16 protein-coding genes and 5 tRNA genes are annotated in these 21,505 nt (G+C 74.3%); 10 read left to right on the forward strand and 11 right to left on the reverse strand.

The annotated features are described in order from the left end of the window. Positions 1–33: 33 nt before the first annotated feature. Both ACLQ29_RS18770 and ACLQ29_RS18775 read left to right on the forward strand, forming a co-directional pair. Positions 34–1,590, forward strand: a complete 1,557-nt coding sequence (locus tag ACLQ29_RS18770; protein ID WP_425772797.1) for a sensor histidine kinase — start codon at positions 34–36, stop codon at positions 1,588–1,590. Then, positions 1,590–2,267: a response regulator gene (locus ACLQ29_RS18775; RefSeq protein WP_425772798.1), complete on the forward strand. Its 678-nt coding sequence runs from the start codon at positions 1,590–1,592 to the stop codon at positions 2,265–2,267. Before ACLQ29_RS18770 ends, ACLQ29_RS18775 begins: the two co-directional genes overlap by 1 nt. A 30-nt stretch (positions 2,268–2,297) precedes the next feature. On the opposite strand, the gene ACLQ29_RS18780 is transcribed toward ACLQ29_RS18775, so the two are convergent. The 5 genes from ACLQ29_RS18780 to ACLQ29_RS18800 form a co-directional block, all read right to left on the reverse strand. Further along, positions 2,298–3,119, reverse strand: a complete 822-nt coding sequence (locus tag ACLQ29_RS18780) for an ABC transporter permease (RefSeq protein ID WP_425772799.1) — start codon at positions 3,117–3,119, stop codon at positions 2,298–2,300. Beyond that, positions 3,116–4,048 (reverse strand): ATP-binding cassette domain-containing protein, encoded by a 933-nt coding sequence (locus tag ACLQ29_RS18785; protein ID WP_425772800.1) that lies wholly within the window; start codon positions 4,046–4,048, stop codon positions 3,116–3,118. The genes ACLQ29_RS18780 and ACLQ29_RS18785 overlap by 4 nt, the downstream gene beginning before the upstream one ends. A 78-nt stretch (positions 4,049–4,126) precedes the next feature. After that, positions 4,127–4,972 carry a polysaccharide deacetylase family protein gene (locus ACLQ29_RS18790; protein WP_425772801.1) on the reverse strand — a complete coding sequence of 282 codons (846 nt, stop codon included), beginning with the start codon at positions 4,970–4,972 and terminating at the stop codon, positions 4,127–4,129. A 24-nt stretch (positions 4,973–4,996) separates the two neighbouring features. Next, on the reverse strand, positions 4,997–6,166 hold the full coding sequence (locus ACLQ29_RS18795) for a cytochrome P450 (protein ID WP_425772802.1): 1,170 nt from the start codon (positions 6,164–6,166) through the stop codon (positions 4,997–4,999). Between the two features lie 9 nt (positions 6,167–6,175). Further along, positions 6,176–6,844: a class I SAM-dependent methyltransferase gene (locus tag ACLQ29_RS18800; protein WP_425759328.1), complete on the reverse strand. Its 669-nt coding sequence runs from the start codon at positions 6,842–6,844 to the stop codon at positions 6,176–6,178. 180 nt (positions 6,845–7,024) lie between these two features. Here ACLQ29_RS18800 and ACLQ29_RS18805 point away from each other — a divergent pair, with 180 nt between their 5' ends. Continuing rightward, positions 7,025–7,876 carry a hypothetical protein gene (locus tag ACLQ29_RS18805; RefSeq protein WP_425772803.1) on the forward strand — a complete coding sequence of 284 codons (852 nt, stop codon included), beginning with the start codon at positions 7,025–7,027 and terminating at the stop codon, positions 7,874–7,876. A gap of 46 nt (positions 7,877–7,922) precedes the next feature. Here the strand turns inward: ACLQ29_RS18805 and ACLQ29_RS18810 are convergent, their stop codons facing one another. The 3 genes from ACLQ29_RS18810 to ACLQ29_RS18820 form a co-directional block, all read right to left on the reverse strand. Beyond that, entirely contained in the window at positions 7,923–10,853 is a 2,931-nt protein-coding gene (locus tag ACLQ29_RS18810; protein WP_425772804.1) for a M36 family metallopeptidase, read from the reverse strand. A gap of 208 nt (positions 10,854–11,061) precedes the next feature. Further along, on the reverse strand, positions 11,062–11,643 hold the full coding sequence (locus tag ACLQ29_RS18815) for a TIGR03086 family metal-binding protein (RefSeq protein ID WP_425772805.1): 582 nt from the start codon (positions 11,641–11,643) through the stop codon (positions 11,062–11,064). Positions 11,644–11,723: 80 nt separating this feature from the next. Then, complete coding sequence (locus ACLQ29_RS18820; RefSeq protein WP_393375905.1) at positions 11,724–12,326, reverse strand: TetR/AcrR family transcriptional regulator; 603 nt, start codon at positions 12,324–12,326, stop codon at positions 11,724–11,726. A 455-nt stretch (positions 12,327–12,781) separates the two neighbouring features. Between ACLQ29_RS18820 and ACLQ29_RS18825 the strand changes: the two genes are divergently transcribed. The 5 genes from ACLQ29_RS18825 to ACLQ29_RS18845 all read left to right on the forward strand — a co-directional run bounded on the left by ACLQ29_RS18825 (position 12,782) and on the right by ACLQ29_RS18845 (position 14,839). Then, a tRNA-Gly gene (locus ACLQ29_RS18825) sits at positions 12,782–12,854 on the forward strand. Between the two features lie 34 nt (positions 12,855–12,888). Then, positions 12,889–12,959, forward strand: a tRNA-Cys gene (locus tag ACLQ29_RS18830). Positions 12,960–12,972: 13 nt separating this feature from the next. After that, positions 12,973–13,044 (forward strand) — tRNA-Val (locus ACLQ29_RS18835). 195 nt (positions 13,045–13,239) lie between these two features. Beyond that, complete coding sequence (locus tag ACLQ29_RS18840; protein WP_425772806.1) at positions 13,240–14,136, forward strand: glycosyltransferase; 897 nt, start codon at positions 13,240–13,242, stop codon at positions 14,134–14,136. A gap of 121 nt (positions 14,137–14,257) precedes the next feature. Next, positions 14,258–14,839 (forward strand): TetR/AcrR family transcriptional regulator, encoded by a 582-nt coding sequence (locus ACLQ29_RS18845; RefSeq protein WP_425772807.1) that lies wholly within the window; start codon positions 14,258–14,260, stop codon positions 14,837–14,839. Between the two features lie 107 nt (positions 14,840–14,946). Here the strand turns inward: ACLQ29_RS18845 and ACLQ29_RS18850 are convergent, their stop codons facing one another. Then, the gene (locus ACLQ29_RS18850) at positions 14,947–15,189 is read right to left on the reverse strand and encodes a DUF6458 family protein (protein WP_357070106.1); all 243 of its coding nucleotides are present in this window, start codon (positions 15,187–15,189) and stop codon (positions 14,947–14,949) included. A 147-nt stretch (positions 15,190–15,336) separates the two neighbouring features. Here ACLQ29_RS18850 and ACLQ29_RS18855 point away from each other — a divergent pair. Together ACLQ29_RS18855 and ACLQ29_RS18860 are read left to right on the forward strand one after the other, a co-directional pair. Next, a tRNA-Gly gene (locus ACLQ29_RS18855) sits at positions 15,337–15,409 on the forward strand. A gap of 26 nt (positions 15,410–15,435) precedes the next feature. Then, positions 15,436–15,510: transfer RNA gene (locus tag ACLQ29_RS18860), tRNA-Val, on the forward strand. An 83-nt stretch (positions 15,511–15,593) separates the two neighbouring features. Here the strand turns inward: ACLQ29_RS18860 and ACLQ29_RS18865 are convergent. Beyond that, positions 15,594–18,341, reverse strand: coding sequence for an FtsX-like permease family protein (locus ACLQ29_RS18865; protein WP_425772808.1), 2,748 nt, complete (start codon positions 18,339–18,341; stop codon positions 15,594–15,596). Next, complete coding sequence (locus tag ACLQ29_RS18870; protein WP_425772809.1) at positions 18,338–21,505, reverse strand: permease; 3,168 nt, start codon at positions 21,503–21,505, stop codon at positions 18,338–18,340. Before ACLQ29_RS18870 ends, ACLQ29_RS18865 begins: the two co-directional genes overlap by 4 nt.

Below are 21,505 nucleotides of genomic sequence, written 5' to 3' on the forward strand. Positions count from 1 at the left end.
CCGCGCAGGTCGGGCGTGGGTAGCCTGGCCGCCGTGCGGATCCTCGACTTCGCGCTGCCAGGTCCGCTGGATCGGCGGCGTCGCCTGCTGCTGGACGCGTTGCTCTGGGCTGTGGTCGCGGCCCCGGTCGGCTACGCCGGGGTCAGCCCGCCCTACCCGCGGTACGCGGTGCCGCTGCTGGTCGGCAAGTTGCTGCTGCTCGGCGCGGCGACGGTGGCGAGTCGACGCCGACCGTTGGTCGCCCTGGTGCTTGTGGTGCTCGGGTCGGTCGTCGATGGCAATTTCGTCTTCGCCGTCCCGGTCTTCAGTTATCTCACCGGGCGGCGCAGCGTCTCGGCGCGCCCGGTGGCCGGGGTCTTCGTGGTGATCGCGGCGGGCGGCACGGCGCTCAACCTGGGTCTGCTCGGCACCGGCGAGGCCACCTGGTTCCTGCTGGCCTCGGTGCTGCTCTTCGCCGCGGTGTTCCCCTGGCTGGTGGGCCGGTACCGGCGTCAGCAGCAGGAGTTGGCCGCCGCGGGTGATCGGCACGTGGAGGCGCTGGTCCGCGAGGAGCGCGGTGCCGCCGAGCGCATCCGGCTGCGGGAACGGGCCCGGATCGCCGGGGAGATGCACGACTCGCTGGGTCACGACCTCAGCCTGATCGCGTTGCGCGCCGCCGCGCTGGAGGTGGCCGACGACCTCGACGGCCGGCATCGGGCCGCGGCGGGGGAGTTGCGGGCCAGCGTCTCCGCCGCCACCGAGCGACTGCACGAGATCATCGGGGTGCTCCGCGAGGAGGGTGGCGCGTCGGTGCGTCCGAGTGGGGAGACAGTCGCCGACCTGGTCGACAATGCCCGGGAGGCGGGGATGGCGGTCCGGCTGGACGCCTCCTCGGTGGTCGCGGAGCTGCCGGCGATGACCGGTTACGCGGCCCACCGGGTGGTCCGTGAGGCGCTGACGAACGCGGCTCGGTACGCGCCGGGCGCCCCGGTCGACGTGCGTCTCACCCGCGACGGTGAACGGGTCGAGGTGTGCGTGGTCAACGGTGCTCCGCCGGCGGAGCCGCTGCCCGCCCCGCCGTCGCAGGGCAGCGGGTTGCTCGCGCTCGCCGAGCGGGTCCGCCTCGCCGGCGGGACGCTCGACGCCGGGCCCCGTACCGAGGGTGGGTTCGTCGTCCGGGCGGTGTTGCCGGCGACCGCGCCGCCGGTGGAGGCGATCGAGAGCGACCCGGCGTCGTCCGGAGGCCGGTCCGGCCCGGTGGAGCGGCCGGTGGACGCGGCGCGGCGGCTGCACGACGCCCGCCGGCGAGTCCGGCGCAGTCTGCTGGTGGCGCTCCTGGCGCCTGCCGGGTTCGCCCTGGTGCTCTCCCTCGTCTACTACCCGGTGGCGACCGCCGGGACGGTGCTGGACCGGGACACCTTCGACCAGATGCGCGTCGGCACGGTCAGGTCGGAGCTGGAGGGCCTGCCCCGGCGGCAGGTGGAAAGCCCCGTCGGCGTCGACCGGGCCGGCTGCGAGTACTACACCGACGGCAACTTCCCCCTGGCCGAGCCGACGTGGCGGCTCTGCTTCGTCGACGGCCGGTTGGCCAGCAAGGAGTGGATCGCGTAGTGGACGCCGACAGGGCCGGGGCAGCGCCGGTGCGGGTGGTGCTGGCCGACGACGAGGCGATGATCCGGGCCGGTGTCCGGGCCATCCTCGCCAGCGACCCCGGCATCGAGGTGGTCGGCGAGGCCGGCGACGGGCACGCGGCGGTGGAGTTGGTCCGCGCGCACCGACCTCGGGTCGCGCTGCTGGACATCCGGATGCCGCGGCTGGACGGGTTGGCCGCCGCCGCCGAGATCCGCCGGATCGTGCCGGAGACCGCGACGATCATGCTGACCACGTTCGGCGAGGACGACCACGTGGCCCGCGCGCTCGGGCACGGCGCCAACGGGTTCCTGCTCAAGGCCGGCGACCCGCGGGAGCTGATCGCCGGTGTGCACGCCGTCGCCGAGGGCGGCGCGTACCTGTCGCCGCGGGTGGCCCGTCGGGTGATCGAGCTGGGTGCGGGGCGGTTGGCCCGTCGGCCCGCCGCGCGGGACCGGACGGCCGGGCTGACCGAGCGGGAACGGGAGGTGCTGGCCCTGGTCGGGGCGGGGCTGTCCAACGCCGAGATCGCCCGCCGGCTGCACCTGGTGGAGGGCACCGTGAAGAGTTACCTGACAAGCATCTTCACCCGGCTGGACGTGCGGAACCGGGTGCAGGCGGCGATCCTCGCGTACGAGGCCGGGCTTGTCGACGGCTGAGCGGGGGCCGCGAAGCCCCCGCTCAGGTCGTCAGGCGTCGCGGCGGCGGAGCACGGCCCGGCCCAGCAGCAGTGCGGCGCCGGCCCAGCCGGCGAGCAGGAGCAGCCCGACCAGACTCGGGTACGGCTCGGTGTCGCCGGACATGAAGTGCCCGCCGGCCACGCCGGGGAACGCGTCGGCGATCCGGTTCAGCACGTCGATGTCCGGGTTCTGCAGGGACAGCGGCACGATCATCAGGGTGGCGAGGAGCACGACGATCGTGAGCACCGCGCTGCGGAGTGCGGCGCCGAGGCCCAACGCGAGCACGCTGATCAGCGCCAGGTAGGTCGACACCGCCACGATGTCGCCGATGGTGCCGGCGGCCGGGGCGCTGCCCCACTCGCCGAGCACCGGCCGGGCGGCCAGGGCGCCGACGCCGCCGAGTAGCAACCCGAGGGCGAAGGTGACCGCCCCGGTGACCACGGCCTTGGCCAGCAGCACGCGACCGCGCGACGGGGTGCACTGCAACGTGGTCCGGATGGTGCCGCTCGTGAACTCGGCGGTGATCGCGAGCAGGCCGAGGGCCAGCACCACGTACTGGGTCAGCTCGACCGAGTCGATCAGCACGCTGCCGACGGTGACGATCCCCAGGTCGTCGGTCGGGTCGTCGTTGGTGTTGTCGTTCGCGACGTAGATGGCCAGCTGGCCGGCGCTGGCAACCATCACCAGGAGCCCGGCCAGCGCCGTCCACCAGGTGCTGCGCACCGAGGAGAGTTTGGTCCACTCGGCGGCCACCGCCCCCCGGAAGGTGGCCGGCGCACCGGCGGCCGGCGTGTTGGCGGGGCGGGTGTTCGCGTCGGTCTGTGTGCTCATCGGTGCCCACCCTCGGTCGGGCCGCCGGCGTACTCGACGCTGTCGGCGGTCAATTCCATGAACGCCTGTTCCAGGGTCGCGGCCTGCGCGGTCAGCTCGTGCAGTCGTACGCCCAGCTCGTGCGCCAGGTCACCGACCCGGTCCGCGGTGGTGCCGGTGACGGTCAGCTCGCCGCGGTCGGCCGCCACCACGCTCGCCCCGGCGGCCGTGAGGCGCGCGGCCAGGGCGGCCAGCCCGTCCGGGTGCGGGCTGCGCACCCGGACGGCGACAGTGCTGCCGGCGATCACGTCGCCGATCGGCGCGTCGGCGAGCAGCCGGCCCCGCCCGATCACCACGAGTTGGTCGGCGGTGAGCTGCATCTCGCTCATCAGGTGGCTGGAGACGAAAACGGTTCGACCCTGGTCGGCGAGCGAGCGCGTCAGGTGTCGTACCCAGCGCACCCCGTCCGGGTCGAGGCCGTTCACCGGCTCGTCGAACATCAGCACCGGCGGGTCGCCGAGCAGCGCGCCGGCGATGCCGAGCCGCTGGCCCATGCCGAGGGAGAGGGTTCGGCCCGGTTTGCCGGCGGCCCGCGCGTCCAGCCCGACGGTGTCCAGCACCTCGTCGACGCGGCGGGCGGGGATGCCGTTGCTGCGGGCCATGGCCAGCAGGTGTGCCCGGCCGGACCGGGCCGGGTGGATGGCTCGGGCGTCGAGCAGCGCGCCCACCTCGTGCAGTGGGCGGCGCAGGTCCCGGTACGCGCGCCCGCCGATGAGGGCCTGTCCGGCGGTGGGGCGGTCCAGCCCGAGGATCATCCGCATGGTGGTGGACTTGCCGGCGCCGTTGGGGCCGAGGAAGCCGGTGACCCGGCCGGGCGCGACGTCGACGGTCAGCGCGTCGACCGCGACGGTCGCCCCGAACCGTTTCGTCAACCCACGTAATGTGATCATGCGCTGACGCTAGGCGCGCGGCCCCCTGCTCCACCGCGCCCGAAGGGCAGCACCGGGCCCTGACTTTCGTCAGGTCGGTCAGCGGATGTAGTCCTCCAGCAGCGCCGGCGTGAGCCCGGCCCGGTGGATCGCCTTGAGCGCGGCGAGCAGGTCGTCCATCAGCGCCGGCCGGAAGTGCATCAGCAGCACGTCGCCGGGCTGGACCACCTTCTCCGGCGTCTGGTAGCGCACCTTCCCCTCGTGCACGGTCTCGGTCCAGTGCAGGACCGCCTTCGCGCCGCAGTCGTGCGCCGCCTGCAACGTGGTGCTGTCATGCTCGCCGAACGGTGGCCGGAACAGGGTCGGTCGCTTGCCGTACAGCGCCTCAAGCGTGTCCGCCGCCCCGCAGATCTCGTGCCTTTGACGGTCGTACGACCGGCCGGCCAGCGAGGTGTGCGTGATGGTGTGGTTCTCGACGACCCCGCCCGCCACCATGATCTGCCGGAAGTAGTCGGGGTGCTCCTGGGCCGCCGGTGAGTTGAGGAACATCGTGACCGGGATGTGCGCCCGCCAGACGAAGTCGGCCACGTCGGGCGGTCGGGCCAGCCCACCGTCGTCGATGGTGATGAAGGCGACCTTCTGGTCGGTCGGGAGGCGGTGCCAGAACTGGGCCGCGCCGGTCGCGGGCAGCGGCACCGGTTGCGGTGGCGGCGCCGCCGGGAAGGTCGGCACCTGGGACACGTACCAGTCCAGACTTCCCGGTCTGGGCCGCACCGTCACCGACGGCGAGACCGACGGTGCGGTCGACGGCGAGGCGGACGGGACCGGCTGGGCCACGCTGATCTGCCGTGTGTGCGGCGTGCGGCCGGCTGTGCAGGCACTCAGCACCAGCAGGGCCACAACTGGTACGACGGCGAGGATCCGACGTGCGGGGGTCGCTGACACGCCCGGAAACCTACCGAAGCGCGATCAGGATCCGGTGCCCCGGACCACGAAAGCGTCCGGCATCCGGAAGGTGAGGTTGTCCGGGCACCAGGGCGGGCGGACGACAGTCACCCCGTCCAGCAGCGGCGCTGCCTCGGCGACCACCACGGCCGCCTCCATCCGGGCCAGCACGTCACCGACACAGCGGTGGGCGCCCGCCCCGAACGACAGGTGGCGGCGGGATCCACGCTGGCCCGGCCGGAACTCGTCGGGCGACTCGACGACCGCCGGGTCGCGGCCGGCGCGACCCAGCCAGAGCACGAGGCTGCTGCCCGCCGGCACCGCCGTGCCGCCGAGCGTGCTGTCCGCCGCCGCCACCCGCCGCCAGGTGACGATCGGCGGCTCCAGCCGCAGCCCCTCCTCCACCACGTCGGCCACCGCGACCTCGCCGGTGCGCAGTCCGGCCCGCACCGCCGGCTCGCCGGCCAGCCGGTGCAGCAGCAGGGTGAGGAACTGCGAGGTGGTCTCCTGGCCGGCGACCAGCAGGAAGAAGAGCGCGCCGACCACCACGTCCGGCGAGTGCCCGGCCGCGCGCAACTCGCCGGCCAACCCGCCGCCGGTGGCCGCGAAGTCCCGCAGGACGCGGTGGAACCGGCCCACCTCGGCGGCGAGTGCCAACTGCCGGTCGGTGTCCAGCGGCGCCCAGAACAACTCCAGCGCGGCGCGGGCGAACTCCTTCACCGCGCCGACGGGCGCGTCCGGCAGCTCGACCAGCCGGGCCAGCACCAGCAGCGGCAGGTCGGCGGCGAGGTCCGCGTACAGGTCGACGGGCGCACCGGTGTCGAGCCGGGCGCCGAGCCGGGCGACCCGGTCCCGGACCAGCGCGGTGAGCCAGGGCCGCTGCGCGGCGACCCGCTCGGGGCGCAACGCCGCCGCGACGATCGCCCGGATCTCGGGATGGCTGGCGCCCGAGTTGTTGGCCAGGGTCGGCGGCAGCCGGAACCGGTGCCCGGCGAGCACCCGCAGGGCGGTCACCGGCATCGGTGTCACCGCGTCCAGGGCGTTGTCCGGCGGGTAGGTGACCGGGTCGGCCAGGACCTGACGGACCAGCGCGTGCCGGGTGACGACCAGGTGGCGTACGCCGACGTGGTCGCTCACCTCGGCGACGTCCGGCCAGGGTGCCTGGACCGCGGACCCCCAGCTGGAGAACAGCACGTCGACACGCTAGCGGGCGGCTCCCGGCAGGCCGGCGCGCAACTGCCAGACGGTGGTGCGCTTCACCCGTACGCTCTCCAGCGCCTCCGGCACCGGCACGTCGTACGCGGCCAGCTCGTCGAAGCGGTCGCGGGGCAGGAACGCCCGACCGGGGTCACCGACGAGCGCCGGCGCGCCGGCCCGGGCGGCGCGCAGCAGGAACCGCAGCACCCGCCGGGCCATCGCGTCGCTGTAGAAGACGTCGCCGGCGAGCACCACCTCGGCGTCGCCCGCGTCGGAGTCGAGGATGTCGCCGAACTCGGCGTCGACGCGTACCCCGTTGGCCTCGGCGTTGAGCGCGACGGCCGCCACCGCCAGCTCGTCCACCTCGACGGCCCGTACCGACGCGGCGCCGGCACGGGCGGCGGCGATGGCCACCAGGCCGGAGCCGGAGGCGAGGTCGAGCACCCGGCGGCCGGCGACCAGCTCCGGGTGGTCGGTCACGTAGCGGGCGAGGGCCTGACCGCCGGCCCAGGCGAACGCCCAGAACGGCGGCGGCCGGTCGGTGGAGAACTCGCCCTCGGTCAGCTCCCACAGACCGATCGGCTCGTCGGCCTGGTGCAGCCGCACCTCGGGGACGAAGGGGACCGGGGCCAGCCGGGCGTGCAGCCGGACGAACGTGCTGGAGAGCTCGGACACCCGGCGATTCTCGCGCACCGGCGATCCCCGGCGGCGCGGGGAGGTGGACCGGTACGGGTGAGGGGTTCACCACTGTCGGTGAAATCACCCCTCGTCCTTGGCGTCCGGTGCGAAGACACCCGTCTGTCCGACCCGCCCGTTTCCTCCTAGCGTTTCCCGGGAGCGACGAGAAGAGGCGAGGTGGTGGTGATCGTGTGGCGGTACGCGCTGCGGGTCGGGGCGTTGGTTGCCGGCGTGACCGGGGCGGTGCTGACCCTGGCCGCGCCGGCGCAGGCGGCCTTCGCCACCGAGATGAGCGGCCTGCCGGCCCGGTTCACCGCCGGGGATCAGGTGCGGACGATCTCCGCGGTGGTGTCCCAGACGGATCGGCGCGGCGGCTGCGTGAAGGTGCGCTGGTCGATGGTGCTCAGCGTGCAGGGCATCCGACTCGACCAGGTGAAGATGGACCGGGTGGAGGAGACCGGGGACTTTCCCCTGCAGATCCAGACCGAGGGTGACGTGGCCCGGCTGACCGACCGGCAGCTCGACCCGGGCACGCTCTGCCCGGGCCGCACGGTCACGGCCCGCTACCGGGTGGCCTTCGCCGAGGACGTCACCCAGGGGCGGGTCACCCTCGCCGCCGAGGCGTACGACGCCAGCGCCCGCCTGCTGGCCCGGCAGACGGCCAGCCGCTCGGTGCGGGGTGCGGGCGTGACCCCGACCGGTACGCCGACGCCGAGCGCCACCCCGGCGCGGCCCAGCGAGCCGGCGAGCGCGCCGGCCGAGGAGGACACGTCCGGGGTGGAGCCGGTGGGGGACTATCCGGCCGACGCCGCGCCACCGGCCGGTCGCCCGGTCTCGCGGTCCGGCGGGTTCGGCGTGGTGCAGGCCGCCTTCGTGCTCGGCGGGTTGCTGCTCTTCCTCGGGATGGGCCTGCTGCTGCGGCTGCGACACCTGACCCGGGCCCCGGCCGACGAGGCCGAGGACCCGCCGGTGGACCGGACCTGGGAGCGGCCGGCCCCGGCCGACCGCTGGCGACCGGCCCGCCGCTGATCGGGGGACGTGGGGGCCGGCGGGCAGTCCGCCGGCCCCCACGGCGTCACCCCGAGAACGCCTGGAACTCGGCGATCCTGACCTGCGTCCGAGCCGGGCTGGCGGTGGCGCAGTCCGTCGTCGTGACCGGGTCGTCGTCCTGCTCGCCCGCGTACCGCGGGCCGCCCGTGCACTGGCTCGCCACCACCTCGAGGCGGAGGTGGGTGGCGAGGGTGCTGGGCACCGCGAACGTCCGGAGGTTGATGTCCCGGCTGTACGACCGGTACGCCCCGCCGGGGAACGCGTCGCCCGCGCTGGTGTAGATCCGCTGCCAGCGCGCCGGGTCCGCACAGTCGGTGGTTGTCGCGTTACAGGCGGACACCGCGAACGAGCGCAGCGCGCTGAGCGCGTTCTGACTGCCGGTGTCGGCGTCGCCGGTGATCGCCGGGCGCAGCATCGCGCTGACGTTCACCCGCTTGACCGTCTGCGGGGCGTCCCCGGGCAACGCCACGGTGAGTTGCCGGCCGGCCACCCCGTCCAGGGAGGCCCAGTTCGTCGCCTCGGTGTCGTCGGCGACCCGGTCCAGGTTGACCCCGTCGCCGGTGATCGTCGCCCCGGACGCGGTGGACGCCAGGTTGCGGCTCATCCGCAGGTCCACGTATCCGTCCTGGTCGGCCTTGGCGATCACGCCGAGCCGCTGGTGGCCGAAGCCGGGGGCCACGGCGAGCAGGTCGTACGAGCCGGCCACCAGCTCCACGGTGTCCGGGATCGGCGTCGCCGGGTCGGTGTCCGCGATCGGCGTTGCCCGCGCCTCGTACGCCCCGACGTACACCCGGATCGGCGCGTCGGCGCTGTCCCCGCGCGGGCGCAGGGTGAGCGTCGCGTTGCCGCCGCGCGGCGAGGCGAAGCTGGGCGTCGGGTCGGTGTCGGCGGCGCCGTTGGTGGCGGCGTCGCGGCCCATCCCGGAGCGGGCGAACTCCGCCCAGATCAGGTCCTGGTTGGCACCGCCGAAGCGGAGCAGGTCGGCGGTGAGCATGTTGTCCCGCATGTCGAGCATGCTGACCTGGCTGGCGGCCTGGAGCAGGAACGAGTCGAAGACCAACTGCGACCAACGCCGGTTGCCGGGGCACTTGTCGGCGGCGACCTTCCCCTGTGCGCAGTCGAGCTGCCGCTGCGGAGTGCCGAGGCCGTACCGCTTCACGAGCGCGGCGCGGACCCGGAAGTTGGTGGCGCCCCAGATCTCCCCGTCGGCGTGTACGGCGGGACCGCCGGTGTTGTAGCCGATGTCGGAGTAGTTGAGCGGGCTGCGGCTGAGGTCGTAGTTGCGGATGCCGCTGACCAGGTTGCCGGTGACGTAGCCGCCGGTGACGAAGGGCGTCTCCCCGGGCGCGCGCAGCCCGTTCTGGAAGAGGTACTCGGCGGCGAGCAGGTCGCCCCACGACTCGCCCATCGCGCCGCCCTGGTGGCCGCCGATCCCGCTGTCCGGGCCGGCGATCATCCGGTTGGTGATCGCGTGGGTGTACTCGTGGCCGATCACCGTCATGTCGTAGTCGCCGTCCACACACGGCGGGTACGGGCCACCTGCCTGCGGCTGCCACAGGTACATGTTGGTGGTCGGCGGCTGCCCGTCGCGCCCGGTGCCCTGGTTGGCGTTGTTCCGGTTGCCGGTCAGCGCGCCCTGCTGGGCGCGGCCCTGCTCAGCGTCACCGCCCAGCCCGGCCGGGGTGAGGTTGACCGCCTGGAGGTTCCACGCCGACTCGGTGAAGCCCAACTGGTACGACCAGTCGTGCATCCGGTTGTGCATGGCGAAGAGGTTGGCGATCGACGCGTCCGCGTCGTTGCGCTGGGCGGAGGTGAACACCTCCGGGTTGCACTTCGCCTGGTGCCACTGGTCGGTGAACGGGTACTCGTAGCGGCGCTCCGGGCTGGCGGTGGCCGGGACGATCGGGGTGCCCGCACCCCAGGAGAGCACCGTGTTGGCCGAGTTGCCGCGCGAGGTGAAGGTGGGTGTGCCGGTGGCCGCGTCGACGTCCCAGGGTTGGCCGGTGGCCGGGTCGCGGAGGGCGGCCTGGCAACCGGGCGCGGGGTCGGCGCACCAGCGCACCCGGGGGTCCTGCCCGGGGTCGAGGTCGCGGGGCGGGGTGGCCGGGAAGACCGCCCAGCTCGGGTTGTCGGAGTCGAAGTCGACGAGGTCCTCACGGACCAGGACCTGCCCGGTGCCGCCGTCCACGTAGCTGGTGAACGCGGCCGGCTCGTCGGTGTCCGCGCCGATCATGGTGACCTCGTAGGCGGCCCGTGGCCCGTCCAGCGGGGTGGGGACGGCCACCTGCCGGATGGTGTGGCTGGCCACGGCGGCGGCGGTCAGCCCGGCGTCGGTGAGCGCGGCGGCGTACGCCTGCTCGGCGGTGCGGGTGGCCGGCGCGGGCGTGCCGGTGTCGCGGGCCAGCGAGGAGTTGACCGAGAGCACCGAGCCGTTGGCGACCGCGAGGGTGACGAGACCGTCCGGGCCGGCGGACAGGTCGCCGAAGCGTTGCCGGAGGGTGACCACGGCTCCGCTGCCGATCGGCCGGACCAGCACCCGTTCCATGCTGGCCACCGCGTCGGCGTCCAGGCCGAACAGGTCGCGATTGGCCCGCAGGTAGGCGCGGGCGGCGGCCTCCGGGTCGGCGGGCAGCCCGGTGGCGAGCGGGGTGCGGCCGGGGCCGAGGGCCTGCGGGGTGCCGAGGCGGTTCCACCTGACGTCGGGGTCGGCGTTGCGGGCCAGGCCGCGCTGGCGGGCGTCGGGTGCCGCCGTACCGGTGCGGTTGTCGGCGTCGGCGGGCTCGTGCCCCTCGCTGAACGGTCCGGACCGGCGCTCGGCGGACGCCGCGCTGCCGGTGGGTGCCGCGGTGCTCGCGCCGGTGGGGAGCAACGCGGCGACCGTGGCCGTCGTCGCCAGAACGGCGATGAGCCGGCGTCGCCGCCGGCTCATCGGGGGTGACCATTCGGGTAGTGGCACAGGACCTCCTCGTGGGAGCGGAGGGCCGGCTGTCACCGGCCGTCGATGCGCGATGACGCATGTGCATTTGTGAATATCAGTCAGTTGTGGCGGCGGCAAGGTCCGGGGCCGTCCGACACGCCTATTGATCGAAATCAGTCGACATGCGGCGACCGGCGGCGAGCGGGGGCACGCCCACTCTCACCGCCGGAGGCGCCACCGCGCGGGGTCAGTCGCCCGGCGTCCAGTCGGGGTCGCGGCCGAAGGCGGCCAGCAGGTGGTCCTGCTCGTCGGCGTCGTCGGGCACCCGCACCCCGGTCTGGACCAGGTTGTTGCGGCGGTAGTCGTCGATCTGGCCGGCGAACCACCGGGCAGCCACGTGCACCGCGTCCGGGTCGAGCCGAGGCTGCGCGCCGATCGCCACCGCCACGTCCCAGCCGTGGACGAGGTGCTCGGCGAGGAGTTGCTGAAGGTATTCCGCGGCCGGGGTCTCGCCGGCGGAGAGGTGCACGGCGCGGTCGAGCGTGCCCGGATGGGTGGCGGCGATCTCGGCCTGCGCGGCCGTCTCCCGCGCCGCCGCGATCGGGTCGTCGCCGAGTTGGTCGCCGTCGAGTCGGTCGCCGACCTCGTCGATGGTCCGGCCGGCGAGCAGCGGGACGCTCCAGCGGCCCTCACTCACCACGTGGTTGACGAGCGTGCGCACGTCCCAGTCGGAGCAGGGTGTCGGGTCGGACCACTGGCCGGGTTCGACCTGGTCCACCCGGTCGACGAATTCGGCCAGGCTCCGGCGGTACGCCTCCAGCAGATCCATGCTGCCGATTGTTCCGGTCGGCGGGCCGGGCCGAGCCGTTTTGCCCGCCCGGGTGACGGCGACCGCGTCGGCTGCCCGGCTCAGTCCAGGTCGGTGAGGTCCAGGCCGAGCTCCCGGGCGGTGACCAGCCGGACCCACTCGCCGAACTGCCGACGGGAGATCACCCGGTCGTGCACCGCGAGTTGGACGGCCAGGCCGTCCATCACCGCGCTGATCCGCCAGGCGGCCCCGTCCGGGTCGGCGCACTGGAAGGTGCCGTCGGCCACCCCGGCGGAGATCACCGCGGCCAGGTCCTGTCGCCAGCGCAGGTCGAGCCGGCGGGACACCTTCTCCAACTCCGGGGTGCGCAGCGACTCGGACCAGCCGTCGATCCACATCGACCAGGAGGTTGCCCGGCCGGCCGGCGTGTAGAGCTTGAGGATCCGGCGGAGCTTGGTCAGCGGGGGGGCCGAGGAGCGGGTCACCGCGTCCAGTCGGGCCAGATCCTGCTCGACCGCGTACGCGAAGGCCTGTGCGAGCAAGCGATCCTTCGTGGCGAAGTGGTAGAAAACAAGTGCCTGACTCACGCCGGCGGCCTGCGCCACGTCGGCCGTCCGGGTGTTGGCCAGACCGCGCTCCACGATCACGTCACAGGCGGTGCGCAGCAGGGCATCCAGGCGGATCTCGGCCGCACGTCTCGTCACGACCGTTACCGTAGCCCATCCGACTGAACACGAACAGTTACCGCTGCGGCCGGATCCGCGATGCGACAGTCGGAAGCCGGACACTTCCCGGGGGTGCCGTCAGTCGTTCCTGTGCGAGCGTTCACCGAGGTCCGCCGCGAGTGGACGACGCGCGAAGTGCCTGGTAGCCGGCGTGCGGCGCACTGATGGCCATCGTCGTCCGCGGGCATCCGAGTGTGACGGTCGGTGGCGGCCGGCAGTACCAGGCCAGCCCCCTAGGAAGCCCTGCGGGTGGCGGTCCCGTCTCCCGCCCGCGGTGGTCTTCGACGCAGCCCGAAAAGGGTCTTCGGTGCAGCCCGGAAGGTTCTTCGGTGCAGCCCGGAAGGGACGGGACGCGCCGGGGTGACCCCGAGTTGGCAGTCTCTCACCGGCTCGGCTAAAGTTCTCATCCGTCACCCGGGAACGTCCGGGGGCGTGCGGACGTAGCGCAGCTGGTAGCGCATCACCTTGCCAAGGTGAGGGTCGCGGGTTCGAATCCCGTCGTCCGCTCGGAGCTGCCGCCACGCGTGACGGGGGCAACCTCGGTGGGGTGGCCGAGAGGCGAGGCAACGGCCTGCAAAGCCGTCCACGCGGGTTCAAATCCCGTCCCCACCTCGGCAACAAGCACGGGCGATTGGCGCAGTGGGAGCGCGCTTCCTTGACACGGAAGAGGTCACTGGTTCAAACCCAGTATCGCCCACAGGGTATATAGGCAGTTGAGCAGCCCGTTACCGGCTTCCGGTAACGGGCTTGCTGCTGTCCAGGCATCATCAGCCGGCACCAGCCCTGCTGGCCGAGGCGCTCGACGAACGCACGACACGGGACAGCGCCGGTGCGGCCTCGCATGGCACGCTTCCCGCGCGACGATCCATCGACCCTAGGGCGGGGGCGGGCCATGGCCGGGGCGGCTGCACCATCCGACAGTGCCGGAGCGGGTCCGGCCCGCGCACCGAAGGTCTCGATCGTTGTGCCGGTGCACAACGAGGAGGAGACCATCGGGCCGTGCCTCGACGCGGCTCTCCGGCAGACGACGCCGGCAGACGAGATCATCGTGGTGGACAACGCCTCCACAGACGCGACGCGGGCCCGGCTGGCCGGGTACACCGACCGGGTCGTGCTGCTCACCGAACCGCGGCTGGGTGTGCTGGCCGCCCGCAACCGCGGCCTGATGGCGGCCACCGGTGACGTCATCGGCCGGATCGACGCGGACACCAGGCTGCCGCCGTACTGGGTGGAGGAGGTCCGCCGGGTCTTCGCGGACGGCACGGTCGCTGCGGTGACCGGTCCGGTGACCTACTACGACATCCGCTTTCCGGCGGCCCTCAACGCGGTGGACCTGACGCTGCGCCGGGCATGGACGCTGCCCAGCCGGCAGCGGCTCGACTGGCTGTTCGGCGCGAACATGGCGGTCCGGGCTCGAGCCTGGCACGCCATCCGGACCGACCTCTGCGATGATCGCCGCTACCACGAGGACCTCGACCTCGGCATCCACCTACGGCGGGCCGGCCACCGGGTGGTCTTCGCCGCCGGGCTCCGGGCCGGCACCTCAGCGCGCCGCTTCCGGAACGACCCGGCCGACTTCTGGGCGTACCTGCGGATGATCGACGCTTCCTACGCCAGCCACTCGGGGCGGGCCGGTAACGCCAGCTACTGGCGGGCCTGGCTGACCAGCCGGCTGATCATGCTTTTCTACCTGCCGTTCCGGGCGCTGCACCGAACCCACCCGGCCTACAGCGCCGCCGCCCCGGCCCGGAAGAACCCGATGGCGGCGGCGCCGGACGCCCGGGCGTAGGCCGGACGAAGGCGTCCAGGTCGGCATCTCCGCCGCGCTCACCTGCGGAAATGGGTCGATTCGGCGGCTGTGACAGGCGATACTTTGTCGAACGTTCCAGATTGCGGGTAGCGTCTGCGACATGGCACGTACCCGCGAATTCGACCTCGACGCCGCGGTCGACGCCGCCATGGACGTGTTCCGACGGAAGGGTTACGAGGGCGCCTCCATGCGCGACCTCGCCGAGGCGACCGGCTTGGGCAGTGGCTCGATCTACGCCGCCTTCGGCAGCAAGGACGGCCTCTACCTGGCGGTGCTCGACCTCTACCGGCAGCGTTACGCCGCACCGATGGTCGAGCTGCTGCGCTCCGGCAACGACGCGCGGGCGGTCATCCGCGAGGTGTTCGTCAGCGCGGTGGACGACATCACCGGCGACGGCCGGCACCTGTCCTGCCTGATCGTCGGGGCATCGATGGAACGGGCGCACCAGGACCTGCGGGTCGCCGAGCGGCTCCGCTCCACCACCCAGTCCCTGGAGCTGGCGCTCTTCGACCTGCTCGCCGAGGCGCAGTTGCGGGGCCAGATCACGTCCGACCGCAGCGCCAGCGACCTGGCCGGGTTCCTGGTGACCAGCCTGCAGGGTCTACGGGTGATGGGCGCCATCAGCCCGGACCGGGCGGCGTTGACACGGTACGCCGACGTCGCGCTCACCTGCCTGGACTGACTGGACGCGGTGGGCGGCCCGGTGTGCCGGGCCGGCTGCCCTCGTCGAGGCGGCCGGCCCAGCAGCATTTGGTCCGTTGACTGTGCCGGCGGTGGAGTGTGGTCGGGTCACAGCGGCGGGGCGATGTCCCGCCGCTCCTCGACCCGCTGGTATTCCACCGGCTGCTCGGTGGTGGTGACGACCTCGCGGCGGCGGCCCCAGATCAGCGTGGTCATGATCAGGCCGAGGACGCCGGCCCCCATCAGGATCCAGCCGACCACGTCGAGGTTGATGCCGCCGACGCTCGCGTCAAGTGCGAAGGTGAGGATCGCGCCGAGCGCGATCAGGAAAATGCTGGTGCCGATACCCACGACAGCCTCCTTAAGGGGGTGTGGTGCGCTGTCGAGCCCCTCAGTACCCCGGCGGGGACCAGCGCAACCGCGACCGGGCAGGGTGCCGTGCCAAGCGATCTTGGCATCGGGTAGAGTTCACCTGTCGCCGGCGCTTGCCGGGGACGTGCGGACGTAGCGCAGCTGGTAGCGCATCACCTTGCCAAGGTGAGGGTCGCGGGTTCGAATCCCGTCGTCCGCTCGCGATGCGCCCCACGGGGCCGCCACGGGCGATTGGCGCAGTGGGAGCGCGCTTCCTTGACACGGAAGAGGTCACTGGTTCAAACCCAGTATCGCCCACCAGCTATGCAAGCGGTTCGATGACCCGTTACCGGATATCCGGTAACGGGTCTCGGCGTTTCCGCTCCCCGCAGGGGGAGACAGTCTTACTCGCCGGCGCGGAGCACCTCGCTCAGCCGGTCGCGCCGCCGCAGCGCCGACTCCACAGGTACGACAGCGGCGGCCGCCGCGATCAGCGCCACGCCCAGCAGGCCCAGCAGCCACCACGGCAGGACCGCCGCCGGGTCGGCGGCCTGGCCGGTGAGCAGCCGCAGGTCGAGCGGGCCGAGCGTCAGGCGCGCGAGCAGTGCCCCGAGCAGTGGGCCGCACACCGCGACGACCACGACCGGCGGCAGCAGCTCACCGGCGGCGACCCAACGGGCGTCGCGTGGCCGCAGGCCGAGGGTCCGCAGCCGGGTCAGGGTCTGCCACCGCTGAGCCGCACCGGAGGCGGCGGCGAGCGCGAGGCCGAGCAACCCCAGCGCCAGCAGCACCGCGGCGGCCGTCCACGCCAGCCGGAGCAGTCCCGTGGTCAGCGGAGCCACCCGCTGCGCCCGCAGGACGTCCGCGCGCAGCACGACGTCCGCGGGGACGCCGGTGGTCGACACGGCCCGCGCCGCGCCGGGGCCGGTCACCCAGACGGTGTTCGGAACGGCGGGCAGCCCGGCGTCGGCGAGGGCCGTGGCGTCCACGATGACGACGTCGTCGGCGCCGCCGACGGAGGGCGCGGTACCGACCACGGTGAGACCGATCGCCGGGGCGCGGTCCCGGGGTAGCTGCAGCCGCGTGCCGGTCGGTAGCTTGCCGTCGCTGGATCGGACCAGCGCGGGGACGTCCCCGGGACCGGGCGCCGTGAGCCGGGCCAGCGACGGCGCGTCGGGCAGCGGCGTGGTGGCCAGCAGGCGTTGGAACGCGGCGGCGTCCACGATGACCAGGCGTGGGGTGATCAGCCCCGATGCGGTGGAGAGGCGTGCCGAGTCGGTCACCTGCGCGACGACGACCTGCCCCACCCCGGGTGCGGCGGCGATGCGCTCGGCGAGTGCGGGTGTGGCGGCCTCGGCGCCGACGTCGAGGCGGGCGTCCGCCCCGACGGTGCTCCACGCGCCGTCGGCCAGACCCCGGGTGACGGTCGCGCCGAGGATGAGTGCGAACGACGCGAGCGCCGTGGTACTGACCAGAACCAGCAGTGGCAGCGCGCGCCCGGCGGTCGTGGCCGCCTGGGAGGCGCCGAACACGGCCAGCGGGCGGCGCGAGCGCAGGGCTCCTCGGAGCGCGATCCGCGCCCCGAGGGGCAGGAGCCGCAGCAGGACGAGCGCGCCGACGAGCGCGCCCAGAGCGAGGGCGCTGATCGGCAGGATCAGGTCGCCGGTCAGCTCACCGGTGTCGCCGTCGGAGGCGACGGACAGCAGCCCGCGCTGGTGCAGTGTGACGAAGGCGGCGACCGCGGCGATCAGGACGGCGGCCTCCACGGCGGCGCGGCGCAGCTGGCCGGTGGCCCGGATCCAGCGTCGGGCGGCCGGGTTGGCGGGTTGGCGTCGGTCGCGGCTGGCGCGGGCGGCGGCGAGGGTGCCGAACGCCGGCCCGGCGACGGCACCGGCCAGGACCACGGGTACGGCCCAGGTCCAGGAGACGCCCGGGGCGGCCGCGCGGGCGAGCGCGAGCCCGACGGCGGCGGCCGACAGGGACACGACTGTGGACTCGATGATCAGTTCCGCACCGAGGTCGGGCAGCGCAGCCCCTCGGTGCCGGGCGGCGCTCAGCGCCGGGGTACGGCGGCGGACCAGCAGGTCGGCGGCGAGGAGCAGGACCAGCACCGTGGCGGTCAAAACCCCGGTGAGCAGGACGGCGGCCTGTGCGGCAACGGCGCTGTTGCGCGCCCGAGCGTCGCGCAGCGCCGTGTCCAGCTGTGATTCCCACTTCAGGGACTCGTCGCGGGCGATCGACGAGCCGGAGGCTGCCTTGAGCTTGACCACCTTGCCGGCGAGCGCGGCGGTGTCGTCCCAGGTGAGCGCGTCGGGAACGGGTGCGAAGTGGACGGTGCGCCGCAGTTGGTCCTCGTCGACGGCGAGCCGGGCGTCCGGTAACGAGTCGCGCGACAGCAGGCCGCCGAACCGGGTGGTCCCCACGCCGTCGGCGCCGGGCACGGGGCGCAGTAGTGACGGGGCGAGTCGCCAGACGGGGTCGGCGCTGTCCGCGGGTCGGTAGATCCCGCTGATCCGGACGTGCGGGCTGCGACCCTGGCCGTCCGTGACCGGGATGCGGTCGCCGGGGCCGAGATGGAGTGCGGCGGAGTCCACCTCGGAGAGGCCGACCTGCACCGGCCAGGGCGGTCCGTCGTACGGGGTCTCGACGTAGTCGTCGGGGACGGCGGCGCCGGGTGGGTTGCCGGCGATCCAGGTCACGGCCGGGCCGCCGAGGTCACCGGCCAGGTAGGTGAACTGGAAGGTACGCGGCACGCTGCCGTCGGTGATGGTGAGGATCGGGCCGTTGACGACGGCGACGGGCGGGAGCAGCGCGGCGTCCAGTTCGGGTCCGAGCGCGTTCTCCGCCCGGGCGCGGAACTTGTCGGTCTCCTCGGCGAGGCGGGGCATCCGGACCCGCCCGCCCGTCGGCCCGTCGTCGCGTTCCCAGTTGGCGTGCACGAGGACGTTCGCGTCGGGTCCGGCGCGGCGGACGGTGTCCTGGACGGCGTCGTCGGCGGCGGCTCCGAGCAGCGCCGGCACGGCCCCGGCGAGGAGCGCGACGGCCGCGATGACGGCGGCGGTGAGCAGCAGCGGGCCGGCGTCGGTACGGCCACGGCCGCGGACGCTGGGCCAGTGCGGCGCCGGCCGCCGGCGGTTGAGCCACCGGTTCACGGCGCCACCCGCAGGTGCGCGGCGTCGGCCCGGCGGACCTGGACGGTGACCACGACGGCGACCGCCAGCAGGCATCCGGCCAGCAGCACGGCGAGCAGTGCGGCCTCGGCCGGCCACGGCCAGTGGGGCTGGGTGGCCGGGACGGGCGCGGCGCCGGTGTCGGAGCGTACGAGCAGGGGAGCGACGACGCGGGTGGCGAGCGCGCCGACGGCCGCGCCCGCCGCGAGCAGGGGCAGCAGAACGCCTGCGTGCTGGCCGAGCAGCACGGCCCGGATGCCGCGCCGGGACATCCCCAGGCCGCGCAGCCGCGTCACCTCGACGGCGCGGACCTGGAGGTCACAGGTGACGTGCAGGACGACGCCGGCGAGCAGCAGCAGGGCCGCGGCCGGGACGAGGATCCGCAGCGCGGCCGGCAGCCCGGCGCGCAGCGGGCCGCTGGTGAGGCGGGCGGTCTCCGCCTCGCGGGACGCGACGGTGCCCAGGTGCAGGGCGGTGGCCCGCTCGGCGGCACCGGGGTCGGCTGGGTGGCCGACCCACCAGGCGTCGACCGGGAACGTGAGGTCGCCGGTGACGGCGCGTGCGCGGGACAGCGTGTCCACGTCGGCCAGGACGGCGACGGCGCCGGGGGCGGACGGTACGGTCGGCACGACCTCGGCGACGACGATCGGGACGGGCGTGATGCCGACCGTGACGCTGAGCTTGCTGCCGCGCTCGGCGCCGACCTCGCTGGCGAAGCGGGCGGAGACGGCGACGGGCACCGGGCCGGGGTCGCGGAAGGCGGTGGCGACGAGGGTCCGGGCCGCCTCCTCGGCGCCGCCGGGGTCGACGGTCGCGGTCATCCGCAGCGCGGTTCCCGTCGGCGTGGCGGACACCCCGACGGTCGGGTCGCTCACCTTGCTCGGGATCGGCGGCGCGGACGTGGCGGTCCAGTCCGATCCGTCCGTGGCCCTCTCCGCCGACCCGGTGGGCGGCACGGTGAGCGTGACGGCGACGGCGACGGGTCTGCCGACCTCGTCGGTGGTGACCGGCAGGGCGACGGCGACGAGGCGCTGCCCGTCAGCCGTGGCGCAGGCGGGCAGCCGAACCTCCCGGCCGTCGAGTGTTACGGCGGGACCGGTGCAGGACGTGCGCAGGCCGCTGGCGTCCTGCAGCAGCAGCCGGGGCGTCACGGTGAGCGGGGTGTCGCCGGTGGTGGTCCCGCTCAGGACCAGCGGGGCGCCGGTCGGGATGGCGAGGCCGGTGACCCGGGTGCGTGGTGCCAGCGTGGCGCCGACGTCCGCCCAACCGCGGTCGCCGTCCAGCCGCCCGCGCAGCAGCGCGTCGGCGCGGGTGGTGTCGACGGCGACCAGGCGCGGCGCGACGCCCGCGGTGCCGAGCCACTGACCGACCGTGGTGCCACGGTCGAGGACCGGACTCACGGCTCCCGCGGTGGCCGCGCCGACGACCGCGCCCTCACCGGCCACCGGCGCCGTGCCGAGGGTGAGTGCCAGGTCGGTGCCGACGGAGAGCGCGGCCTGGTCGCGCTGCGACTGGTGCCAGGTGTTGTCGAAGGCGAGGCCGAAGGTTCCGGACGCGCAGGCCAGTCCGACGAGCAGCCCGGCGGCGACCGCTTGTGGCCGGCGGGCGGCCTCGGCGACCGCGAGCGGAAGCGCCAGCCCGCGGGCGCGGTACGCGAGCCGGTCGGCGCCGCGAAGGGCGGGCAGCACCACCCGGAGAGCCAGGGCGGCGCCCGCGGTGAGCAGCAGCGCCGGTGCGAGCACCCGGACCGCGTCGGCGCGTGCGTTGGCGGCGGTGGGCTGCGCGTACAGCTGCCACCAGCCGGCGGCGGCGAATATCGCGAGCATCAGGTCGGCGCCGGATCGGGCCAGCAGTTCGCGGCGGGTGCGCTGGCCGCCGGCCGCCGGGACGGGCCGGATCGCCAGGACGGTGAGGACAGCGGCGAGCACCAGCGCGCCGCCGGCGACCGCGAGGACCTGGGCGCCGGTGATGGCCGGCCGGACGGTCAGGCCGGCGCCGTCCAGCGGCGGCAGGTGGGTCAGGCCGGCGTGCAGGGCCGACGAGGCCGGTATCGCGAGCGCGGCGGCGACGGCGGCGACGAGCCCGGCCTCGAGTGTCGCGGTGGCGGCGAGTTGGCGGCGGCTGGTGCCCAGGGCGGACCGCAGGGCGGTCTCCTCGGCGCGGATGCCCGTGGTCAGCCGGCCGGCGAGGACGAGTGCCGTCGCGGCCAGGACACCGCCGAGGACGGCGATGGCGAGCACGACGGCGGCGGTGACGTGCCGTTGGTCGTCGGCGGACCGCAGGGTCAGCGGGAGTTCGGAGGAGACACGTGCGAGCCGGACGCGGTCGCCGAGGGTGCCCGCCAGCCGGTCGTCGGCATCGCGGACGGCCCCGGCCACGGTCTCCAGGTCGCGGCGGTTGGGGTGGGACAGGTCCGGATGGGCGGTGACCTCCATCCGGTCGACGGTGGCGCCGGTGGTGACCAGGTCGGCGAGGTCGACGAGGAACGGGCCGTAGGCGTTGACGGGCTGCATGAAGCGGCCGTCCAGGTAGCCGGTGGCGGAGCCGGCCGCGGCCAGCGGGTCGCGGTCCCAGCCGCGTCCCGGCAGCGGGCGGACCACACCGACGACGATCACGTCGATGGCCGGGACGGGCGCGTGGGCCAGCTCGGCGCCGAGGCGCACCCGGCTACCGGGGGTGAGGCCGAGCAGGTGGGCGGTGGACTCCAGCAGCACCGCGTCACCAGGGTGCTGTGGCCAGCGCCCGGTGAGCAGTTCGGCTCGGGTCGGCAGGTCGTCCAGCCCCGACAGGTACGCCTGGGCTTCGACGCTGGTGCCCTTGGCGAGCGTGGGCGGCAGCGCCCGCAGCACCGTCGACGCCCGCGCGGTTGTCGTCACCGAAAACGGCGCCAGTGCGGAGGCCACCACGGTACGGGTGTCGGTGGCGACGGACGACGTGTCCGGGCCCTCGATGGCGCCGGTGTAGACGGTCACGTCGACGGCGGCGGGGGCGGCGCGGGTCACGGCGACCTCCAGCGCCCGCTCGGCGGTGCGGGTGATCAGCAGGGTGCAGGTGCCCAGCAGGGTCGCGCCGATCGTGACGACCCCGAGGAGGGCTGCCAGTAGCGGCCACTGCGCGCGGGCGCGCCGGCTGACCAGCCTCAGCAT

The organism is Micromonospora sp. DT228, assembly GCF_049841595.1.
Lineage (GTDB): Bacteria > Actinomycetota > Actinomycetes > Mycobacteriales > Micromonosporaceae > Micromonospora.

Excerpts from the sequence above, each read along its gene's own strand:
- ACLQ29_RS18780 (WP_425772799.1), bottom strand. The coding sequence starts at position 3,119 with ATGAGCACACAGACCGACGCGAACACCCGCCCCGCCAACACGCCGGCC.
- ACLQ29_RS18785 (WP_425772800.1), bottom strand. The coding sequence starts at position 4,048 with ATGATCACATTACGTGGGTTGACGAAACGGTTCGGGGCGACCGTCGCG.
- ACLQ29_RS18815 (WP_425772805.1), bottom strand. The coding sequence starts at position 11,643 with ATGGATCTGCTGGAGGCGTACCGCCGGAGCCTGGCCGAATTCGTCGAC.
- ACLQ29_RS18840 (WP_425772806.1), top strand. The coding sequence starts at position 13,240 with ATGGCCGGGGCGGCTGCACCATCCGACAGTGCCGGAGCGGGTCCGGCC.
- ACLQ29_RS18845 (WP_425772807.1), top strand. The coding sequence starts at position 14,258 with ATGGCACGTACCCGCGAATTCGACCTCGACGCCGCGGTCGACGCCGCC.
- ACLQ29_RS18870 (WP_425772809.1), bottom strand. The coding sequence starts at position 21,505 with ATGCTGAGGCTGGTCAGCCGGCGCGCCCGCGCGCAGTGGCCGCTACTG.